This is a genomic window from Dolichospermum planctonicum, from assembly GCF_005402965.1.
Lineage (GTDB): Bacteria > Cyanobacteriota > Cyanobacteriia > Cyanobacteriales > Nostocaceae > Dolichospermum > Dolichospermum planctonicum.
In genome coordinates, this window is record NZ_BJCF01000005.1 from 106410 (window position 1) to 124246 (window position 17837).

General features: G+C 37.3%; 18 protein-coding genes and 1 riboswitch. Of the genes, 6 read left to right on the plus strand and 12 right to left on the minus strand.

Annotation, left to right across the window (positions count from 1 at the left end; all coding sequences use genetic code 11):
- Positions 1 to 77 precede the first annotated feature (77 nt).
- Positions 78 to 587, minus strand: a complete 510-nt coding sequence (locus FFO06_RS04005) for a hypothetical protein (protein WP_137906863.1) — start codon at positions 585 to 587, stop codon at positions 78 to 80.
- 120 nt (positions 588 to 707) lie between these two features.
- Positions 708 to 1355, minus strand: coding sequence for a class I SAM-dependent methyltransferase (locus FFO06_RS04010; RefSeq protein ID WP_137906864.1), 648 nt, complete (start codon positions 1353 to 1355; stop codon positions 708 to 710).
- 163 nt (positions 1356 to 1518) lie between these two features.
- Here FFO06_RS04010 and FFO06_RS04015 point away from each other — a divergent pair, with 163 nt between their 5' ends.
- Positions 1519 to 2352, plus strand: coding sequence for a hypothetical protein (locus FFO06_RS04015; protein WP_137906865.1), 834 nt, complete (start codon positions 1519 to 1521; stop codon positions 2350 to 2352).
- A 115-nt stretch (positions 2353 to 2467) separates the two neighbouring features.
- On the opposite strand, the gene FFO06_RS04020 is transcribed toward FFO06_RS04015, so the two are convergent.
- From FFO06_RS04020 to ntrB, 3 genes are all read right to left on the minus strand, one after another.
- Entirely contained in the window at positions 2468 to 3301 is an 834-nt protein-coding gene (locus FFO06_RS04020; protein ID WP_137906866.1) for an ABC transporter ATP-binding protein, read from the minus strand.
- 31 nt (positions 3302 to 3332) lie between these two features.
- Positions 3333 to 4775, minus strand: a complete 1443-nt coding sequence (locus FFO06_RS04025) for an ABC transporter substrate-binding protein (RefSeq protein WP_137906867.1) — start codon at positions 4773 to 4775, stop codon at positions 3333 to 3335.
- A 68-nt stretch (positions 4776 to 4843) separates the two neighbouring features.
- Positions 4844 to 5689 (minus strand): nitrate ABC transporter permease, encoded by an 846-nt coding sequence (gene ntrB / locus FFO06_RS04030; protein WP_137906868.1) that lies wholly within the window; start codon positions 5687 to 5689, stop codon positions 4844 to 4846.
- Between the two features lie 117 nt (positions 5690 to 5806).
- Positions 5807 to 6003, minus strand: a riboswitch (cyclic di-AMP (ydaO/yuaA leader).
- Between the two features lie 492 nt (positions 6004 to 6495).
- On the opposite strand from ntrB, the gene FFO06_RS04035 reads away from it, so the two are divergent.
- Entirely contained in the window at positions 6496 to 6939 is a 444-nt protein-coding gene (locus FFO06_RS04035) for a hypothetical protein (protein ID WP_137906869.1), read from the plus strand.
- A complete protein-coding gene (locus FFO06_RS04040) occupies positions 6936 to 7538 on the plus strand; it encodes a PIN domain-containing protein (protein ID WP_137906870.1) in 603 nt (200 codons plus the stop codon). The genes FFO06_RS04035 and FFO06_RS04040 overlap by 4 nt, the downstream gene beginning before the upstream one ends.
- 352 nt (positions 7539 to 7890) lie before the next feature.
- Here FFO06_RS04040 and FFO06_RS04050 read toward each other — a convergent pair whose 3' ends face one another.
- Complete coding sequence (locus FFO06_RS04050; RefSeq protein WP_137906871.1) at positions 7891 to 8607, minus strand: GUN4 domain-containing protein; 717 nt, start codon at positions 8605 to 8607, stop codon at positions 7891 to 7893.
- 277 nt (positions 8608 to 8884) lie between these two features.
- Between FFO06_RS04050 and FFO06_RS04055 the strand changes: the two genes are divergently transcribed.
- Complete coding sequence (locus tag FFO06_RS04055) at positions 8885 to 10306, plus strand: NADP-dependent isocitrate dehydrogenase (RefSeq protein WP_137906872.1); 1422 nt, start codon at positions 8885 to 8887, stop codon at positions 10304 to 10306.
- 100 nt (positions 10307 to 10406) lie between these two features.
- Complete coding sequence (locus FFO06_RS04060) at positions 10407 to 10982, plus strand: Uma2 family endonuclease (protein WP_137906873.1); 576 nt, start codon at positions 10407 to 10409, stop codon at positions 10980 to 10982.
- A 168-nt stretch (positions 10983 to 11150) separates the two neighbouring features.
- Here the strand turns inward: FFO06_RS04060 and surE are convergent, their stop codons facing one another.
- A complete protein-coding gene (gene surE / locus FFO06_RS04065) occupies positions 11151 to 11945 on the minus strand; it encodes a 5'/3'-nucleotidase SurE (protein ID WP_137906874.1) in 795 nt (264 codons plus the stop codon).
- A gap of 202 nt (positions 11946 to 12147) precedes the next feature.
- Between surE and pheS the strand changes: the two genes are divergently transcribed.
- Complete coding sequence (gene pheS, locus FFO06_RS04070; RefSeq protein ID WP_137906875.1) at positions 12148 to 13140, plus strand: phenylalanine--tRNA ligase subunit alpha; 993 nt, start codon at positions 12148 to 12150, stop codon at positions 13138 to 13140.
- 31 nt (positions 13141 to 13171) lie between these two features.
- Here the strand turns inward: pheS and FFO06_RS04075 are convergent, their stop codons facing one another.
- From FFO06_RS04075 to FFO06_RS04095, 5 genes are all read right to left on the minus strand, one after another.
- A complete protein-coding gene (locus tag FFO06_RS04075) occupies positions 13172 to 13735 on the minus strand; it encodes a Uma2 family endonuclease (RefSeq protein ID WP_137906876.1) in 564 nt (187 codons plus the stop codon).
- Between the two features lie 208 nt (positions 13736 to 13943).
- A complete protein-coding gene (locus FFO06_RS04080; RefSeq protein ID WP_137906913.1) occupies positions 13944 to 15737 on the minus strand; it encodes a WD40 repeat domain-containing protein in 1794 nt (597 codons plus the stop codon).
- An 898-nt stretch (positions 15738 to 16635) separates the two neighbouring features.
- Positions 16636 to 17091 (minus strand): ferredoxin, encoded by a 456-nt coding sequence (locus FFO06_RS04085; RefSeq protein ID WP_137906877.1) that lies wholly within the window; start codon positions 17089 to 17091, stop codon positions 16636 to 16638.
- Positions 17091 to 17477 carry a DUF1257 domain-containing protein gene (locus FFO06_RS04090; RefSeq protein WP_137906878.1) on the minus strand — a complete coding sequence of 129 codons (387 nt, stop codon included), beginning with the start codon at positions 17475 to 17477 and terminating at the stop codon, positions 17091 to 17093. Before FFO06_RS04090 ends, FFO06_RS04085 begins: the two co-directional genes overlap by 1 nt.
- A gap of 39 nt (positions 17478 to 17516) precedes the next feature.
- A complete protein-coding gene (locus FFO06_RS04095; protein WP_028085004.1) occupies positions 17517 to 17726 on the minus strand; it encodes a DUF2997 domain-containing protein in 210 nt (69 codons plus the stop codon).
- Positions 17727 to 17837 lie beyond the last annotated feature (111 nt).

Below are 17837 nucleotides of genomic sequence, written 5' to 3' on the forward strand. Positions count from 1 at the left end.
GGCAAGAATTTTCTTAATTACCAATTACCAATCACTGGCCTAAACTAGATAACCGGGAACATTAATTAGTTAGCTAACTATTTCAAATTAGCTAAACCATCAAGATTAAACTTCTCTATCCATATTGCGCGATCATTAGCTGTGAATAATGGATCTTTAGAAATAACCTTGACTTGGTACTTATTCACCAAAACCGAAGTTTGAGTTTTTCCAAGTTGTATAGAGGGATAACCGCCTATTTTCTCAGTGCTGTTAGCAAATTTCGCCGCTGCTCCCGGTATACTGCTGGTATCAGAAATTGCCAATTGAGCAACTACTTTACCATCTTTTTTCAGGTTGGCCTCCGAAAAGCCTTTTTTCTCTTGGGTATAAACTCGATCATAACCATCATCACTACCAGGGAAGAATTGATTTAATTTGCTACCCTGAGTCGCATCTTTAACTACAGCCTGTCCGCTTTTTTGTCGGGTACTTTCCTGTTGTACCTGATCAAAGCGACTAGGTGGTTTTGGTGAACAAGCCGTAGTCAGCAAGACAAATGATAGTAATACAGCAGCTAAAATTCTCCGTCCACGATTTGTTACCATTTTTGGCTTCTCCTTGATAGTTAGGCTTGTGTTGTCACCCATTAAACCAGAAAATTTACTTTTAAATAATTATCGAATGTATTGGGAATCACATATTTTTTGATATTTTTGGATTATACACTAGACTAGGCGATGAGCTATAACCGCATAAAAAGGATCTCCTCCGGGTACTCCCAACCACTGTAAAAAATTTGGCGTTGTTGACTTTGAGCAAATTACTTCTGGGGTTGAGAATCCTGGTATTGACCTAAAGTAGCCCTTGACCAATTCTACCCTAAAAGCTTCTGAACCGTCTCGCCAAACTTGAATAGCTTTTTGAAAAAACATCCGGTTAGAAAAACTAATAATTGCTATCCCACCAGGTTTAAGAATCCGGTGTATTTCAGAACATACAGCCTCTGGGTATTGAAGATACTGCACAGAAACACAGTTAATAACAGCATCAAACTCTTGATCTAAGCAAGGTAACTGAGGATTTATGTTGAGATTCTGGACAAAATAATGATTTAATTGAGGATTTCGGGCTAATTCCTCAGCATTAAGTCCATGGCCTTCTACATGAGCAAAATCTCTATCTGTGGGTAAATGGGATACCCAACTACTCATCATATCAAGAATCCGCGCATTAGCTGGGATTCGCTGACGATACAAATCCGTTAATTGCTGAATAAAACCCTCATCTACATGAGTGACAAAGCGGGGGTAACTATAGAATAACTGATCATCTGAGTCATCTAATTTAATTCGTTGATTTGGTTGCAGTAGCATAAATGTCTTATTTGGTAGATTGGATTGGTAGATTGGATAATTTTGGCTAGTATCTTAATTGATAGATACATAAAAATTTTAGATCAATATCAAAGAAAAGCATAATTAGGAGTATGTTAAAATACAGAAATATTCTCAAATAATCAAATAGTGCAATTTCACAATGAAAAAATCAATTTCCCCAATTGCTGTAATTCTTAGCTGTGTATCTTTGATAGCTTGCGCTAGTGGACTAAAGGATACATTTAAAGAAGAAGCTGCTGCTACTGTAACACAAAATAAAATGAAAACTGATCTGGTAGTAGCAAGTGAAAAACAGAATAAACAAGCATCTTCTCTACAATCAGAAACACAAGAGAAGAAAGAACCTGTTGGTAAAAACCTAGACAACAGTAAGAAGACTAAAAAAGGTGCAAATCAACAACCAAAGGAGGGAACAGTTAAAAAAATAGTCAATGGTGATTTAATGTGTTATGTCACCTTAGTAGATAATAAAGGAATAGAACACAATGTGGGCGCGAGTTTTGAAATTTGCGCTGACGAGAAGAAATTTATAAATAAAAAAGTCCGCGCTATTTATGAAGTAACATCAGTTAATGATTGTCAGAGTGTAGAACCCTGTGGGAAAAGTCGCAAAGAATCAATCATTACTAAAATGGAAGTTGTGAATAAAGTTTCCCAAAAAGATTCATACACCTTGAGTGATGGTAAATGGAAGATTGCTATTAGTAATAGCAACTCTTGGAATGGGGTGAATGGTAAAGGAAATGTGAGTTATCAAGGATGTGATGCTAATGGTAAATGTGTGAGTTTAACAGGAGGTAAAGTTGTTTGTCGTCATGGTGTATGTCGTACAGTTTGGAAAGGTGGAAATTACACTTACATTTTAGAACAAGCCATTACTGAAAATGGTAATGCTGATTCTACTTTGACAGTCAGAAAAGGTAGAACTGAGGTTTTGAAAGTTACAGGGTTGAAAGCTATACCTGATAGATAATCAAAAAAACACCCCAGTTTATTTTTACTGAATTATTCAATGTTAATTGATTATTAGTTGTTGCATAATAGCGGTATGAATTGTGTTTTTCTCCTGAAATCAGCAACGCCAATTATTACTCTTCTGGGGTAAAATTTTGGTCCAGAAAATTAAGAGCGTGGTTGCGGAGTTCAAAATATTCCGTTGAGTTGCGCATGGCCATTCTATCTCTAGGATGTGCAAAAGGAACTGTTAAAATTTCTCCAATGTTTGCAGATGGTCCATTAGTCATTAAAATGATCCGATCTGACATATAAATTGCTTCGTCCACATCATGGGTAATCATCATAACTGCTTGACGATGATGTTCCCAAATATCTAATACTTGACGTTGTAATTTACCACGAGTTAAAGCATCTAAAGCACCAAAAGGTTCATCCATTAATAACATTTTGGGACGAATTGCTAAAGCTCTAGCAATACCTACCCTTTGTTTCATCCCTCCAGAAATTTCATCAGGATATTTGTCAGCCGCTGCTGTCAAGTTTACCATAGCTAAGTGTTCATTGACAATGCTAATTTTTTCGGCACGATTAGCATTTTTTAATACTTCATCTACAGCTAAACGGATATTTTCGCGGACGGTTAACCAGGGTAATAATGAGTAATTTTGAAATACCATCATTCTCTCTGCTCCTGGTTTACGAATCTCTTTTCCCTCTAAACGTACAGAACCAGAAGTAGCTTTTTCAAAACCGCCAATTATTTTTAATAATGTCGATTTACCGCAGCCAGAATGACCAATTACAGAAATATATTCATCTTCACCAATAGTTAAATTAATATTATTTAAAACGACAAATTTGCCTTTATCTGGGGTGGGATAAGATTTAACTAAGTTCTCGATTTCTAAAAATCCGTTTCGTTGGCTTTTTGTAGTATTATTATCTGTTAAAGTTGGATAGGCCATGATTAATCACCCTTGATATAATTAACTTTTTTTAAGACATAAAAAATCGAGCAGGAGCATTAGCGCGAATATCAAAACTATGAAGATATCCTACAGGATCACTAGGATCAAATCCTTTTTTATCTATAAATGCTTCTGGAGGTTCAACCTTATAATCATTTGTGGGACATTGAATACCCATTTCTGTGGCTATTTCCCGATATAAATCTGTTCTCCAACCTTTTGCGGCTACTTGTTCGGCGTTTTTAGGAATTTCTTTAATTTGTCCCCAACGGGCTGCTTGAGTCATTAACCAAAGACTGCGAGAACGCCATAAAAATGTTGAATGTTCTCCTATTTCGTGGGGAATAGTGTTAGGAAGATCATAAAAGATTGTGGTATCATATGCTTTTATAGTGCGGTCTTGACCATCAAAACCACCATAGTTATAATTGCCAATAATTCCCGGTCCGGTAAACTTGGTAATAGGAACACCTGATTTTTTGGGTTTTGCACCAGTAAAAGCACGTTCTGTGAGTAATTCGGCTATTTTTTGACGATTTTCAGGTTGGCTACAATATTGACAAGCTTCTATCATGGCTTTTACTAAAGAACGGTAAGTTTTAGGGTAATTAATAATAAAAGATTCCATTACCCCCAATAGTCTGTCTGGGTGTCCATGCCATATTTCCTTACCTTGAGCAAAGGTAAAACCAATACCTTCATTGCCCGTAATTGCTCTAGTATTCCAAGGTTCAGCCACCATGTAAGCTTGCATGGCGCCAATTCTCATATTTGTCACCATTTGTGGTGGAGGAACAATGATCACCCGAAATTCTTTAAGAGGATCAACACCCGCAGCAGCAGAAAGATAACGAGCGAAATATTCATAAATGGCAGAACTGAGGACTACAGCCCAGATTTTCTTTTCTGGAGGTTGTTGATCAAAATAGCCGCGAAAGTCCCTTCCAAAGGCTTCTAAAGCCCCCTCAGCGTATTTCTGTTGATATTCGTACCAAGGACGGATACCATAGTCCCACATTTCCTTATTCATGGTCATAGCGTTACCATGTCGGTGGATAGTCATTGCAGCACATAGGGGAGCATGACGGGCACCCTCTGCGCCAATTCTAGCATTAGTGACAGCACCGGAAACGACAGGAGAAGCGTCGAGACGACCAAAAATCAAGCCGTCGCGGGAAGTAGCCCAACTAGCTTCCCGGTTGAGTGTGACATTTAAGCCATATTTACGGAAAAATCCTTTTTTCCAAGCGATCGCAAATGGCGCACAATCATTAACAGGGACATAACCAACCGTAATATTAGGTTTCTCTAAATCTTGGGGTCTAACTACCTGTGTCACCGCTAAAGCTTCCTCTGTTAGTCCTTTAGCAGACCTATCTCCAGAAACAGCACAGGAAGATAATATAATTCCCGCAGTTGTTGCACCCATTCCCGCAATAAAATCCCTGCGAGTTAAATGATTTTCACTCATAATATTAATCATTAATAATTGGAAAATTCTCTTAAACTTGTCTGCTCCTTTGGGTCAGCAAAAAATCATCAACCTCCTGGACGGTGAGTAACTAACTCTTGAATTTTGCCCACAGCATAATCTAAAATCAACCCTGTTAAACCAATTATAAACACTGCTAAAAAGACAGAACTCAGATTTAAACGACTCCATTCGTCCCAAACAAAAAAGCCAATTCCTATTCCCCCGGTGAGCATTTCTACAGCTACAATTACTAGCCAAGCAATGCCTAAACTAATTCGCAAACCAGTAAAAATATAAGGTAAACTAGCAGGTAAAATGATTTTAGTAATTTGTCGCCAGCGCGGCATTTCTAAAACCTGCGCTACATCTAAATAATCTTTGGGGACGCTAGAAACTCCCAAAGCAGTATTAATAATTGTTGGCCATAGCGACGTAATGAAAATGACAAAAATAGCGGAAGGATCTGCTAAATTAAAAAGAGATAAAGAAATGGGCAACCAAGCCAATGGAGATACTGGTTTAAAAATCTGAATAATGGGATTAAAAGCCAGCATTGCCGGTCTAGACATTCCGATTAAAAAACCCAAAGGAATGGCCACTAAAGCACCCAAACTGAATCCCAATATTACCCGGCGTAAACTGGCTAATAATAACCAACCAACTCCTAAATCACCTGGACCTCTTTCATAAAATGGATGTAAAATATAGTCCCAATTAGCAATTAAAGCTTCTGGTGGTGTAGGCATTAATTCATGATTAGCTAATGCTACCACCCACCATAATAAAATAATTCCTAAACAGCCTAAGGCCGGGAATAAGAAAGTATCTTGAAAAATTACTGATTTGGCCTTTCTCCACACAGTTTGACTAGCAACTGCAACAATGGCAGCTAAATTTAGTTGCAATATCATTTATTTTACCTCAGCAGAGTTAAGCGCGGGTACAAAGAAATTAAATTAGATAGTACCAACCTTGGACACTGATGAGATCAGAACGTCATTATAATTAATTATTATGATTCTGTCTCTTCAGTCTCCTCTCAATGCCTAGGAAGTTAGCTGACGGGCTAGGGTTGAGAGATACCCCTTTTTACTTTATTTTAGAGGGTGTTTGAACTTTAAAACTCAAATTAATCAACTAATCAAGACAAAAATACGCCCCATAAATAATTTGGTTCCTCCGTTCCAGTGCTACTGTTGTAAACTGGACTAGGCTGACTTACTTGAAATTAATAGTAGCATTCTAACATTGATATCTAGTGATAACATCAGTATTGATCATAAATATTAGTTACTTAACTACTGAATTTTATGCACTTTTAGGGAGAAAAATCTACAGAAATTGCTGATAATCAACAATTATCAACCGGAATAGTGATATGAAATCTGGAACTTTATAGTTAAGCTTGATATAGCAGTTCCTATGCTCGTGAGGTATAAAGTTTTTTAGTTTTAGGGAACAGTGAATAAATACAGCCGTTTCCGCTCTTATGAGGTACATCTTAAGCCCCCTTATCGCTTGCGGGGAGGGTTTGGGGGTGGGGTTCTTGTACCTCATAACATTGAGAAGTGCTGTAGGTGTGTACTTCATTAGACCGGTAAACGAAATATAATTAGATGTTTTTCGTTATAATTCGATGTAATCAAAATTCAAATAAGATCATAAGAATTTGATTTATAATAAAAAAATATAAACTCTAATTAAGAGGTAAAATACCATGCTAAAAATACAACCTCCAACTGTAATTGATTTTCAACCAGCAATTACTGCTAAAGATAAGGATGATAAATCTATTTTAATGATAGATGTGAGATTTTCCGCTATGTATTCTTCCCCGGATCTTAATATCTTAAAAATGGAACAATACCAGCATATTCCTTTTTTAATGTTTGTTAATTCTAATGTCATGAGAATCTTTAAGAGTCCGACTTTTAGAGAAGTAGCAAGATTGGACACGAAAAAGGTTTTAGAACATTATGATCCAGGCAGTATTGAAGGCATCATCTATCAATCTACTTTAATAACTCTAACTCAATCATGGTTAAGAGATTTAGCTTATCATTGGAAAAGTGAGACCCCCCCTTACATTAAGGAAATGAAGGAAATTGGCTTATTTACTCTTTTGTTTGATGGTACAACAGAGGAGTTAGAATTATTATGATTATTTATTTAGAAACTAATTCAATTATGGCAATTGCGAAAGGGAGAAATAAAGAATTAGAAAATTTTGTCTATGACTCCTCAGAAAATTTAAAGTTTGTTATTCCTAGTATTTGTTTAATGGAAACTCTGGTAGCGATAGAAAGAGAAGAAAAACGTAGTCAATCTTTTTCTCAAACTATTCAAATAGAAATGAATGAAGCTAAACGAAATAAAGAATTAACTAATTCTCAATCTTTTGCCAATTATTTAGAACTTTGTTTGATTGATTATGGAAAAGTATTACGGGATTTTAGAAAGCGTTTTTTGAATATTATCGAATATTTAAAAAATCATGGTGAATTAATTGAACCAAGCATTAAAATGTTAGAAGCTACTTTAAATAATCCTTTGCTACCTGGGAAAAATCAAAGAAGAGATGATTTTATTTTACAGGTTATTTTAGCTCATGCTGAAAATAATTTATCAACGGATAAAGTTTTTTTTAGTGAGAATACTAAGGAATTTGGTAATACTAATATTCAACAGGTATTAGCTAATTTGGCAATTAATTATTTTAGTAGAATCTCTAATTTAGAAGGATGGTTAAATAAACAATAAAAAATGCTAACTTGCATGGTTAATTTTCAAATTCTTCTAATGGAGCATCAAAATTATCAGCAATAGAAATAATATCTTTGTCTGTACCAAATAAAAGAAATGATTTCTTTAGATAGTGAACTTTAACAGCTTTTATCATTGTCATCAATGGATATAATAAACGGGTTACAATCATTAACAAGAAGATTTTTATTAACCAAATTAGAAAATGATGAAAAATTATTGAATATATCTCCCATATTGAGAGAATATTTCAGAATTAATCATCATTAATTATACCAATAATACACCCTTCTTATCTTCGCGCCTCTGCGTCTTGTGCGTGAAAAAAATATTCAGTATAGTAAAACACCTACTTATTCCAAGCAGGATGACACAACAGAGAAGACATTACCCGTACCCCACGCAATTGATTAGAGAGGGGTAGATGACCTCTAGGGGCAGTTAAATCCCAGGTGAACCCGTGGGGGTATCTTGTCCAGTTATTACCATTCTTCCAGCCGATTTTCGGCCAGAGGTTAACCCAATTTTTATTTAAACCTAACCAAATTTCTCGTTGTACGGAAAAGCCGAATTTACCTTGTGAGTGAACTACCCAAAGTTGATTAATAGTGCGTAGGTCTTGAATTGATAGACTTTCGACTTCTGTGAAGTATAGCCATTTTCTTTTTACTGCTTGAGAACCTGCTGCTTCACACATCTTCTGAATTGTCAAGAGGTCTGCTGCTTGAAAATCTTGATTTACAAGTAGCTTTTGCAAAGAATTGTAACTGATCCCACAGTCCGATTTTAGAGGTACAATTCCTTCAGGAAAGTTAGTTTGTAGAAATTCCTGACTTGTCGGTGCATCAGTATTGTAAATGACTTGGTAGACTTGGCCATCAATCCAAGTTGCTGGGTGGTCACGACGTTTCAGCAAAAATTCCTTCAATACCTCTAACCCATCATTACCCAAGTCAGCTAACTGCGGGATGATTTGTTGTTGGACTTTTTCGGACCCAGCGATTAACTTTTGGCGGAGGGAGTCAAGATCATTTGTAGTGCCTGATACAATCATTGGGTCTGTCATGCCATTACTCGTGTTAGCGTGAGCGTGAATAAACTATCTATTGCTATCGGTTATTCTACAAAATGAAGCACAAATAGCGAAAAGTAGTTTACTTCAAATCTTGGGGAAATTTGGAAAACCCCGGAGTGTGTATCTGAAAAAATCACTCCCGGTGGCTTTAGTGAAATCCTAGCCCACAATACTTTATCAGCTAAGGAGTGACAAAATCCAGGAGTGACAGAATAAATACTCCTGACTCCTAAGTTGGTGAACTTCTTCTATTTGGAATGTGTTAACTATGTACGAAAAGATTACTCCTCCCACCACCGGCGCAAAAATTACCTTCAAAAATGGTGAACCGGTTGTTCCTGAAAATCCCATTATCCCATTTATTCGCGGTGATGGTACGGGTATAGATATTTGGCCTGCAACGGAAAAAGTGCTTGATGCCGCAGTAGCAAAAGCATATAATGGCACAAGAAAAATTAGCTGGTTTAAGGTTTATGCTGGTGATGAAGCCTGTGATTTATATGGAACATATCAATATTTACCCCAGGATACATTGACGGCTATTAAAGAATATGGCGTAGCGATTAAGGGACCTTTGACTACTCCCGTTGGTGGAGGGATTCGTTCTTTAAATGTCGCATTACGCCAAATCTTTGATCTGTATACTTGCGTGCGTCCTTGTCGTTATTACGCTGGTACACCTTCTCCTCACAAAACTCCTGAAAAATTGGATGTTATTGTTTATCGGGAAAATACGGAAGATATTTATTTGGGAATTGAGTGGAAACAAGGTAGTGAAATAGGGAATCGCCTCATTAAAATACTCAACGAAGAGTTAATACCTGCTACAACAGAACACGGTAAAAAGCAAATTCCCCTTGATGCTGGTATCGGTATCAAACCTATCAGTAAAACTGGTTCTCAGCGTTTAGTTAGACGTGCGATTAAACACGCTTTGTTATTGCCTAAAAATAAGCAACAAGTCACTTTGGTGCATAAAGGCAATATTATGAAATATACCGAAGGAGCTTTTCGTGACTGGGGTTATGAACTGGCTACTACGGAATTTCGTCAAGAAACTGTTACAGAACGGGAATCTTGGATATTAGGAAATAAAGAGAAAAATCCCAATATTTCCGCAGAAGAAAACGCCCGTCAAATTGATCCTGGTTTTGATGCTTTAACACCAGAGAAAAAAGCCCAAATTGTCAAAGAAGTAGAAACAGTTCTGAATACAATTTGGGAAAGCCACGGCAATGGCCAATGGAAAGAGAAAATCATGGTCAATGACCGCATTGCTGATAGTATCTTTCAACAAATTCAAACTCGTCCAGATGAGTATTCTATTCTGGCTACAATGAACCTGAACGGTGATTATTTATCTGATGCTGCTGCTGCTATTGTTGGCGGTTTAGGCATGGGTCCAGGGGCAAATATTGGCGATTCCTGCGCGATTTTTGAAGCCACTCATGGTACAGCACCAAAACACGCTGGGTTAGATAAAATTAACCCCGGTTCTGTGATTCTTTCCGGTGTGATGATGTTAGAATATATGGGTTGGCAAGCCGCCGCAGATTTGATTAAAAAAGGATTAGGTGCAGCCATAGCAAATGGTCAAGTTACTTATGATTTAGCGCGGTTAATTGAACCACCTGTACAACCTTTAAAATGTTCTGAATTTGCTGACGCAATTATCAAACATTTCGGTTAGTTTCTGTTATCCTGAAATCAAGTGTTGAGATCCCCGACTTCCTCATAAAGTTGGGGATCTGGCAAATATGAGGATTACAGTCACTAACCAGGTTATTTGTATGGTTATGAGTGCTTTAAAACTAAATTTAAACACAGTTAATTTTACCGATGAACAGTTTTATCAACTATGTCAAAAAAACGGCGATTTAAAACTTGAACGGACAGCTAGGGGAGAATTAATTATTATGCCACCAGTGGGGGGAGAAAGCGGTAATCGAGAGGCTGATTTGATTATTGATTTAGGTGTTTGGAATCGGCAAACAGGACTAGGTTACACCTTTAGTTCTTCTACTATATTTAAATTACCAAATGGTGGCGATCGCTCTCCCGATGTAGCTTGGATTAAAAAAGAACGTTGGGAAGCACTCACTCCCGAAGAAAAACGCAAATTTCCCCCCATTGCACCAGATTTTGTGATTGAATTAAGGTCAGCAACAGACGATTTAAAAACTCTGCATCAGAAAATGCAAGAATATATGGATGCAGGAGTAAAACTGGCATGGTTAATAAATCCTCAACAACAAGAAGTAGAAATTTATCGTTCAGGAAAAGATGTAGAACTACGAAATCTACCTACAAAATTATTAGGAGAAGATATCTTACCGGGATTTAGTTTGAGTTTAGATTTTTATTAAAATACCCATAAAATACCCAATACTTTATCCCCATGCCAATCTTTGCACTAAAATAAACCTGAAATCGGTAAAAATGACATTTTAGGGTCACGTCTCTACAAAGGTTCTAGGAAATACACATTTAATTTTTGAAAATGTGTTTCTAACAAATATCAAATATGTGTAAAGTTAGGGGTTAAATTCCCATGTAGATAGCTGAGTCAGTCCATAGCCATAGGTCAGATTATACTGTAAAGGCGTAATGCTGATATAATTCTTTTCAATGGCATGAATATCAAGAGGGATGTGGTTTGGTAAATTTAACTCTAGGGGTGGTTCTACATTTTCTATCACCTCTCCGGTTAACCAGTAGTAAGTTTTACCTCTGGGATCAGTTCGCTTATTAAAAACATCCACGTAGCGTCTGACACATTGTCTGGTCAGGGTAACACCAGCAATTTCTTCCCAGGATATAGGAGGAACATTAACATTAAGTAACATTGATTCTGGTAGTGGTTGGGCGGCAATTTTGGCGACTAGGACTTCCGCAAATTTAGCCGCTGGTTGAAAGTCTTTATGAGTATGACTGGTTAAACTAAACGCAACACTAGGAATACCTTCAATTACTCCTTCCATTGCGGCCGAAACAGTCCCAGAGTAGAGAATTTCTGTCCCTAAATTTGCGCCTTGGTTAATTCCAGATAGCACTAAGTCGGGTGGAGAATCTAATAAAGCCCATAATGCCAATTTTACACAATCTGAAGGCGTGCCATCACAAGCCCAAGCTTTAATATCAGGATCAAAAACAGATTCTACTATTTCGGCGCGGATTGGTTGCAGTAAGGTTAATCCATGACCTGTTGCCGACCTCTCTCGATCTGGACAAACTACTGTCACTTCATGACCCGCTGCTGCTAAGGTGTTGGCTAAGGTACGAATACCCAAAGCAGAAATTCCATCATCGTTGCTAATTAGTAATTTCATTATGTCAGTTGATAGGTGACAGGTGATAGGTGACAGGTGACAGGTGATAGCAGATAGGTGATAGCAGATAGGTGGCAGGTGATAGCGGATAGCGGATAGTAAAAAATATTACCTCTTCCCTGTTTCCTGTTACCTGTCACCTCTTCCCTGTCACCTGTTCCCTACTATAGACTAATGACTAATCACCAATGACTAATAACTAATGACTAACAATTTAGAGGATCAACTTTTAGCATTACGGCAGGAAGGGGAAACAGCGATCGCCTCTGCTGATACCCTAGAACGCCTAGAAGAACTCAGAGTTAACTATTTGGGTAAAAAGGGGCAATTGGGGGCGTTATTACGAAGTATGGGGCAAATGAGCGCGGAGGAACGTCCTAAAATTGGGGCGATCGCTAATATTGTTAAAGAAGCTATTCAAAACAGCCTTGACCAACAACGCACATTTTTAGAAGCGGCGCAAATTCAGGCACAGCTAGAGGCTGAAACCATAGATGTCACCATGCCTGGTATTTACCGTCCCCAAGGTCGGATTCATCCCCTCAATGGCATTATTGACCAAACCCTAGATATCTTTGTCGGCATGGGTTACACCGTTGCCCAAGGATCAGAAATGGAAACAGATTACTACAATTTTGAAGCTCTGAACACCCCCCCAGATCATCCAGCCCGCGATATGCAGGATACCTTTTATTTACCAGATGGTAATTTACTGCGAACTCATACTTCATCGGTGCAAATTCGCTACATGGAAAAGGAAGAACCACCCATTCGAGTTGTTGCCCCAGGTCGAGTATATCGTAGAGATGATGTAGATGCGACCCACTCAGCAGTTTTCCATCAAATTGAACTTTTAGCCATAGATGAAGGACTGACTTTTACAGACCTGAAAGGAACTGTCAAGATATTTTTACAATCAATATTTGGCGATTTACCAATTCGTTTTCGCGCCAGTTATTTCCCTTTTACTGAACCTTCAGCCGAAGTAGATTTACAATGGAAAGGACGTTGGTTAGAAGTTATGGGTTGCGGTATGGTTGACCCCAATGTTTTGAAATCTGTAGGTTATGATCCTGAAGTTTATAGTGGATTTGCAGCGGGTTTTGGTGTAGAACGTTTTGCAATGGTGTTACATCAAATTGATGATATTCGTCGTTTGTATAATAGCGATTTACGCTTTTTACAACAGTTTTAATATTCAGGCGGGATTTTCCCGCCTTTGATAATTATGAATTAAAACTCAACCAACCAAAAATCTCTTGAACCGTTAATTCTAAATTTATATTTTCTAGAACTGGTAATTTATCGTCACTTTCATATATTTCTATTTTTTGTCCAGGAAAGACAGCCAATACACTTTCTTCTTCTGGGTTTAATAACCAACCTAATTCAGTTCCATGGCGGGAACAATGCAATAATTTAGTTAAGACTTTTTTCTGTGGTTGTTCAGGAGAAAGAATCTCTATTACCCAGTCAGGATGAATTTCAAAACGGTTAGCAATTCTCCCAGATTCAGTTTTGGGAATTCTCTCCCACCGGAACACGGCAATATCAGGCACAATGGTACTACCACCAAAAGTACAACGTAGTTCTGGGAAGGCTATGGCAATTTTTTGAGTTCTAGTGAGTCCATTGACAACTTCAATAAAAGTAGTCTGAATTAAGCTGTGTTCACCTTGTGGCATAGGTTTTTGCAGGATTTCCCCGTTAATAAATTCTGATGCTGGTTTAGTTTCTGGTAACTTGACAAAATCTTCTAGTGTAATCTGGCGTTCAGTGGCTATAGTCATAATTGGTAACTAGAAAGCATAGTTATATTATCAACGATAATGTTCAAATATATGTATTGATAAAAAATCGGGTGAGAGTAACTTACCAGTTCGGTAACTGTACTCAATTAAAATTACGAAAAAGGCAGCAAATACAGTAGTTATTGGTACAAAATTTGTACCAATTGTTAAAATGGTACAAACTTGTAGACACAATCATAGTTTTAACTTAACTCCGCTGCCAAATTTTAATTGTTTTATCCAAACTTCCACTGACTAACATTTCACCGGAATCAGTAAATGATAAAGCTGTCACTGTGTGAGTATGACCTGTAAATGTCCCTAATAATTCTCCAGATTGTAAATGCCACAATTTGATGGTTTTATCAGCACTACCACTAGCAATAATTTGTGCGTCTGGACTTAAAGCAACTGCATTAACACTATCTCGATGTCCTTTGAGAGTGTGAACTAATTCTCCAGTAGCTAAATTCCAAACTCGAATAGTTTGATCTTGACTACCACTGACTAAAAATTTAGCATCAGCACTAATAGCTAAGGAACTAACAATGTGAGAATGACCCATCAGGGTGTATATTGGTTGTGTATCTTGGGAATTTTTCTGATTTTGTGCTGAGGATGTTTCCCACACTTTGATTTTGCGATAGCTACCCGTAATTAAAATTCTGCCATCTTGACTTAACACCATGGAATGGGCTGCTGTATCATCTAAATATAGCGTATTTTCGACTTGGCGATCGCGCAAATTCCAAAATAAGATCTTGCGATCATGGCCACTTGTTGCTAACATTTTACCATCGGGTGTAAACGCCACGCAACGCACATCTCCACGATGTTTATGCAGGATATCAATGAGGTCTAACGCCCCAGTATGCCAAATTTTCACGGTGGAATCTGCACCTACAGTCGCTAATGTTTGTCCGTCGGTACTAAAAGCCAAAGCATTAACTTCATCTACTAAGTCAGAAACCACCCAAGGATATTCTGATAATGTCTCAATTAATTCACCTTTGGCTAAATCCCATAATTTTGTTTCTCCCCTGCTACCACTAGCTAAAATCGGGATGGTTTTGACGTTTTTACACCTGACTTCTTTAACTACCAAAGTTTTGATAGCATAAGCTAAACAGTTAATACCTCTAGTATGTCCTTTCAATGTTTGCCAGTATTCCCAATCACCAATAATTTTCTTTTTTGGATGATCTGATGGTAAGGTTTGAATTGTCTCCACTACGGTTTTCTCGTCAGTTATTGGTACATCATCTTGTTTTTCACCAAGAGATTGTAAATACCAATTTAATCCCCCTGCATACAACAAACTACTAGGATTTAAATAAGTCTTTGATTCTGGAAATTCTAGTTGATTTGCCGGTAAAAACCCAGTAATCACAGTTTGTTTTTTGTATCCTAATTGTGTATTTCCTGGATAAAACAAGCACAAAAAAATTAATACCTGGTGGTTATTAATATCTTCTTGACTAACAGACCAACGGATTTTATCTTTTTTGATACTGTTAAAACTTTCTCCATCTGCTACATGAATTTGAATACTCACCTTTGGGTTATGAGCCAATAAATAAGTAAATTTACTTTGATTATGTAAATTTCCCTCATCATCTAAAACCATATTTTCTAAAGTGTCTTGTGGCACTTTTTTCACCAATTTTCCTAACCGTGCTGTTATCATCCGATCTACAATTTGTTCACGAACCAGATAATCCTCAGCTTGACGTTGAAAATAGGTAGGAAAGGGAATTATCCAATCAGGGTATTCAGGGTATTCAGGTGGTATCGGTGGCGGATTTTTGGCGAGAATTTCGGCTTGCTGACGGGAACATTCGAGAATCTTTGTTAATGAATCCCCCGCAAATGCCATTACTTCACTGTGATAACCTTTAACTCGACTTTCTAAAAGAGAAAGATCCGCCGTTTTTGGTTTTTTCACACGGTTTAAGAAGTCAGTTTGTTGCGCTTTTAGTAAACTAATCCAATTCATCTGCATGATAGTGGCACGCCATTGCATACCCAAGATAACTTCTAATAATACAATTACTCAATTGATAACCTTTAGTTAAGTAAGAACTAAGAAATTATAACAGTCTAATAGGATACAAAAACTAGCCAAATTCAATGGTAAATATCAATCCATAAGGTAATTAAGCACTGGTTAAGATGTAGTGAGGGAGATTTTGATAATTTCCACGATTTCCATAAATTCTAACTAACCTAACTAATAATTTACTGTTTCTAGGGAAACAGTTCTCTTGCTTGTAGAAGTGTGCAACTTTAGAGAATACTCTTTTATTTTCAGACTTATACAACCGCTTTGTTGTCATTCTCAGCCAAAATACAGCAGTTTCCGAGTTTATTCGTGTTTAATTTCTTATCCCTGCAACTAAGTGAGATTATAACCATAATAACCATTATAACTGCAACGAGAATGTATCATTACTTTGTTAAATCTCTCTTCTGCATATTTTCCAATACTTGATAAGTTTAAATTATTTATTTTTAGAATTTAATAATTTTTTTAAAAGTCGCTTACAAATTGAGAGGTGTTAAGACGGGGTTAATTGTGGTAGTATATTGATATTAATAATAATCGAGTGTGAGCAAAATTTTAATTTAGGGATACAGTCCCATTATAAAAATATCACTTCCAGAGAAAAAAGTCAATGGGCTTCAACCGAAAAAAAAGATTTTTTCAATTCATAAGTTTTATTTATTATTTAATATATTTTTTCTTATGTTTATTATATTTGAAAAATAGAACTTACTTAGGGAAGATTTGACTAATAACCGACGTATACTAGCGATAAAACCTATTTTTGAGTAGGAGTAATTGATGAATTACACCTACTTTTGTGCTGTTTGGCGTAATTACGGAAATTGTGGGTAATTTAAGGACTGGATTTTTGTAACTTTTGTTTCCTCCGGCGTTTTTCTGTCGTGGCTACACCATGTTGTACTGGATAACCAGCGATAGGAATTACTTGATATTTTCTGTCGGCTTCTAGATTTTTCAGTTCAGTATAGTCAACCCAGTGGATACAATCAACAGGGCAGGTATCTATTGCTTCTTGAATTATCTCTTCTGTGTCCGCATCTTGACGAATTACACGTGATCGCCCATAATCTTCTTCAATGAAGAAAGTATTACGGGCAACATGAGCGCAATGTTTACAGCCAATACAAGTAATTTCATCTACATAAACGCCTTTCTGCCGAACCACACCGCCTAATTCCGGTTCTAAACCGGAACGTTCAGGAATATCTTGCCAAAAACTCCCCAGTTCTGGTTCTAAGCCAGAACGGTGATCTTCTTGTTCTTCTCGTGACGGCAGGAACTCAAGCATTACGTACTCCAGCGTTGTACTACTAGACGGATAGAACCATCTTCATTTTGTTGTTGTTCAGCTACTTGGAAGCCTACTTTAGTAGTTTCTTTAACTACCGTTTGATAAGCATAACCTTGGGTAACTTGACGCAAAAACCCATCTACAGATAGATTTTGCTGCCAATATTGTAAATCTGCAACTAATTCGTATTCTTGACCATTCCATCTAAAACCGATATCATAACCATTTTCCTGCTCAATTGTTACTTCTGCGGACTGAGTTTGACCACGATAACCGCGCACTTCACTAGGTCCTGGTTTCCAGTCTATTCCCAAGGCGGAAAGGGCATCTTGCAAGGATTCGAGATTGCGGATTTGTGTCTTGATTTGGCTAAAGTGTGACATAGTGGTTTGTAATCAAAAAAAATTAATTGGTTGGATAATTTACCATTGGCTGTGGACAGTTTGCGTATTCGTCACAGTATTTTCTGTGTTGTTGGTGGCAAAAAACTCAGAAGTTGGCTCATGACTCAACACTCTTCCTAGCTGGGCTTCTATAGCTGCTGTGACTTCAGCACAAGAGACACCGATAATACCGGTGACTTTTTCTTGGACTCGACCGTCTGGATAAATGATGAATTCTAATGTTTCCATATTCTGAAAGCCAACCTCGATACTACACTTGAATTTTTGGGGACTTATCCCGGTGTGGTTGATTAATCTCCCACAAAATATGATGATACTAAAAGCCGTCTTAGGGAAGAC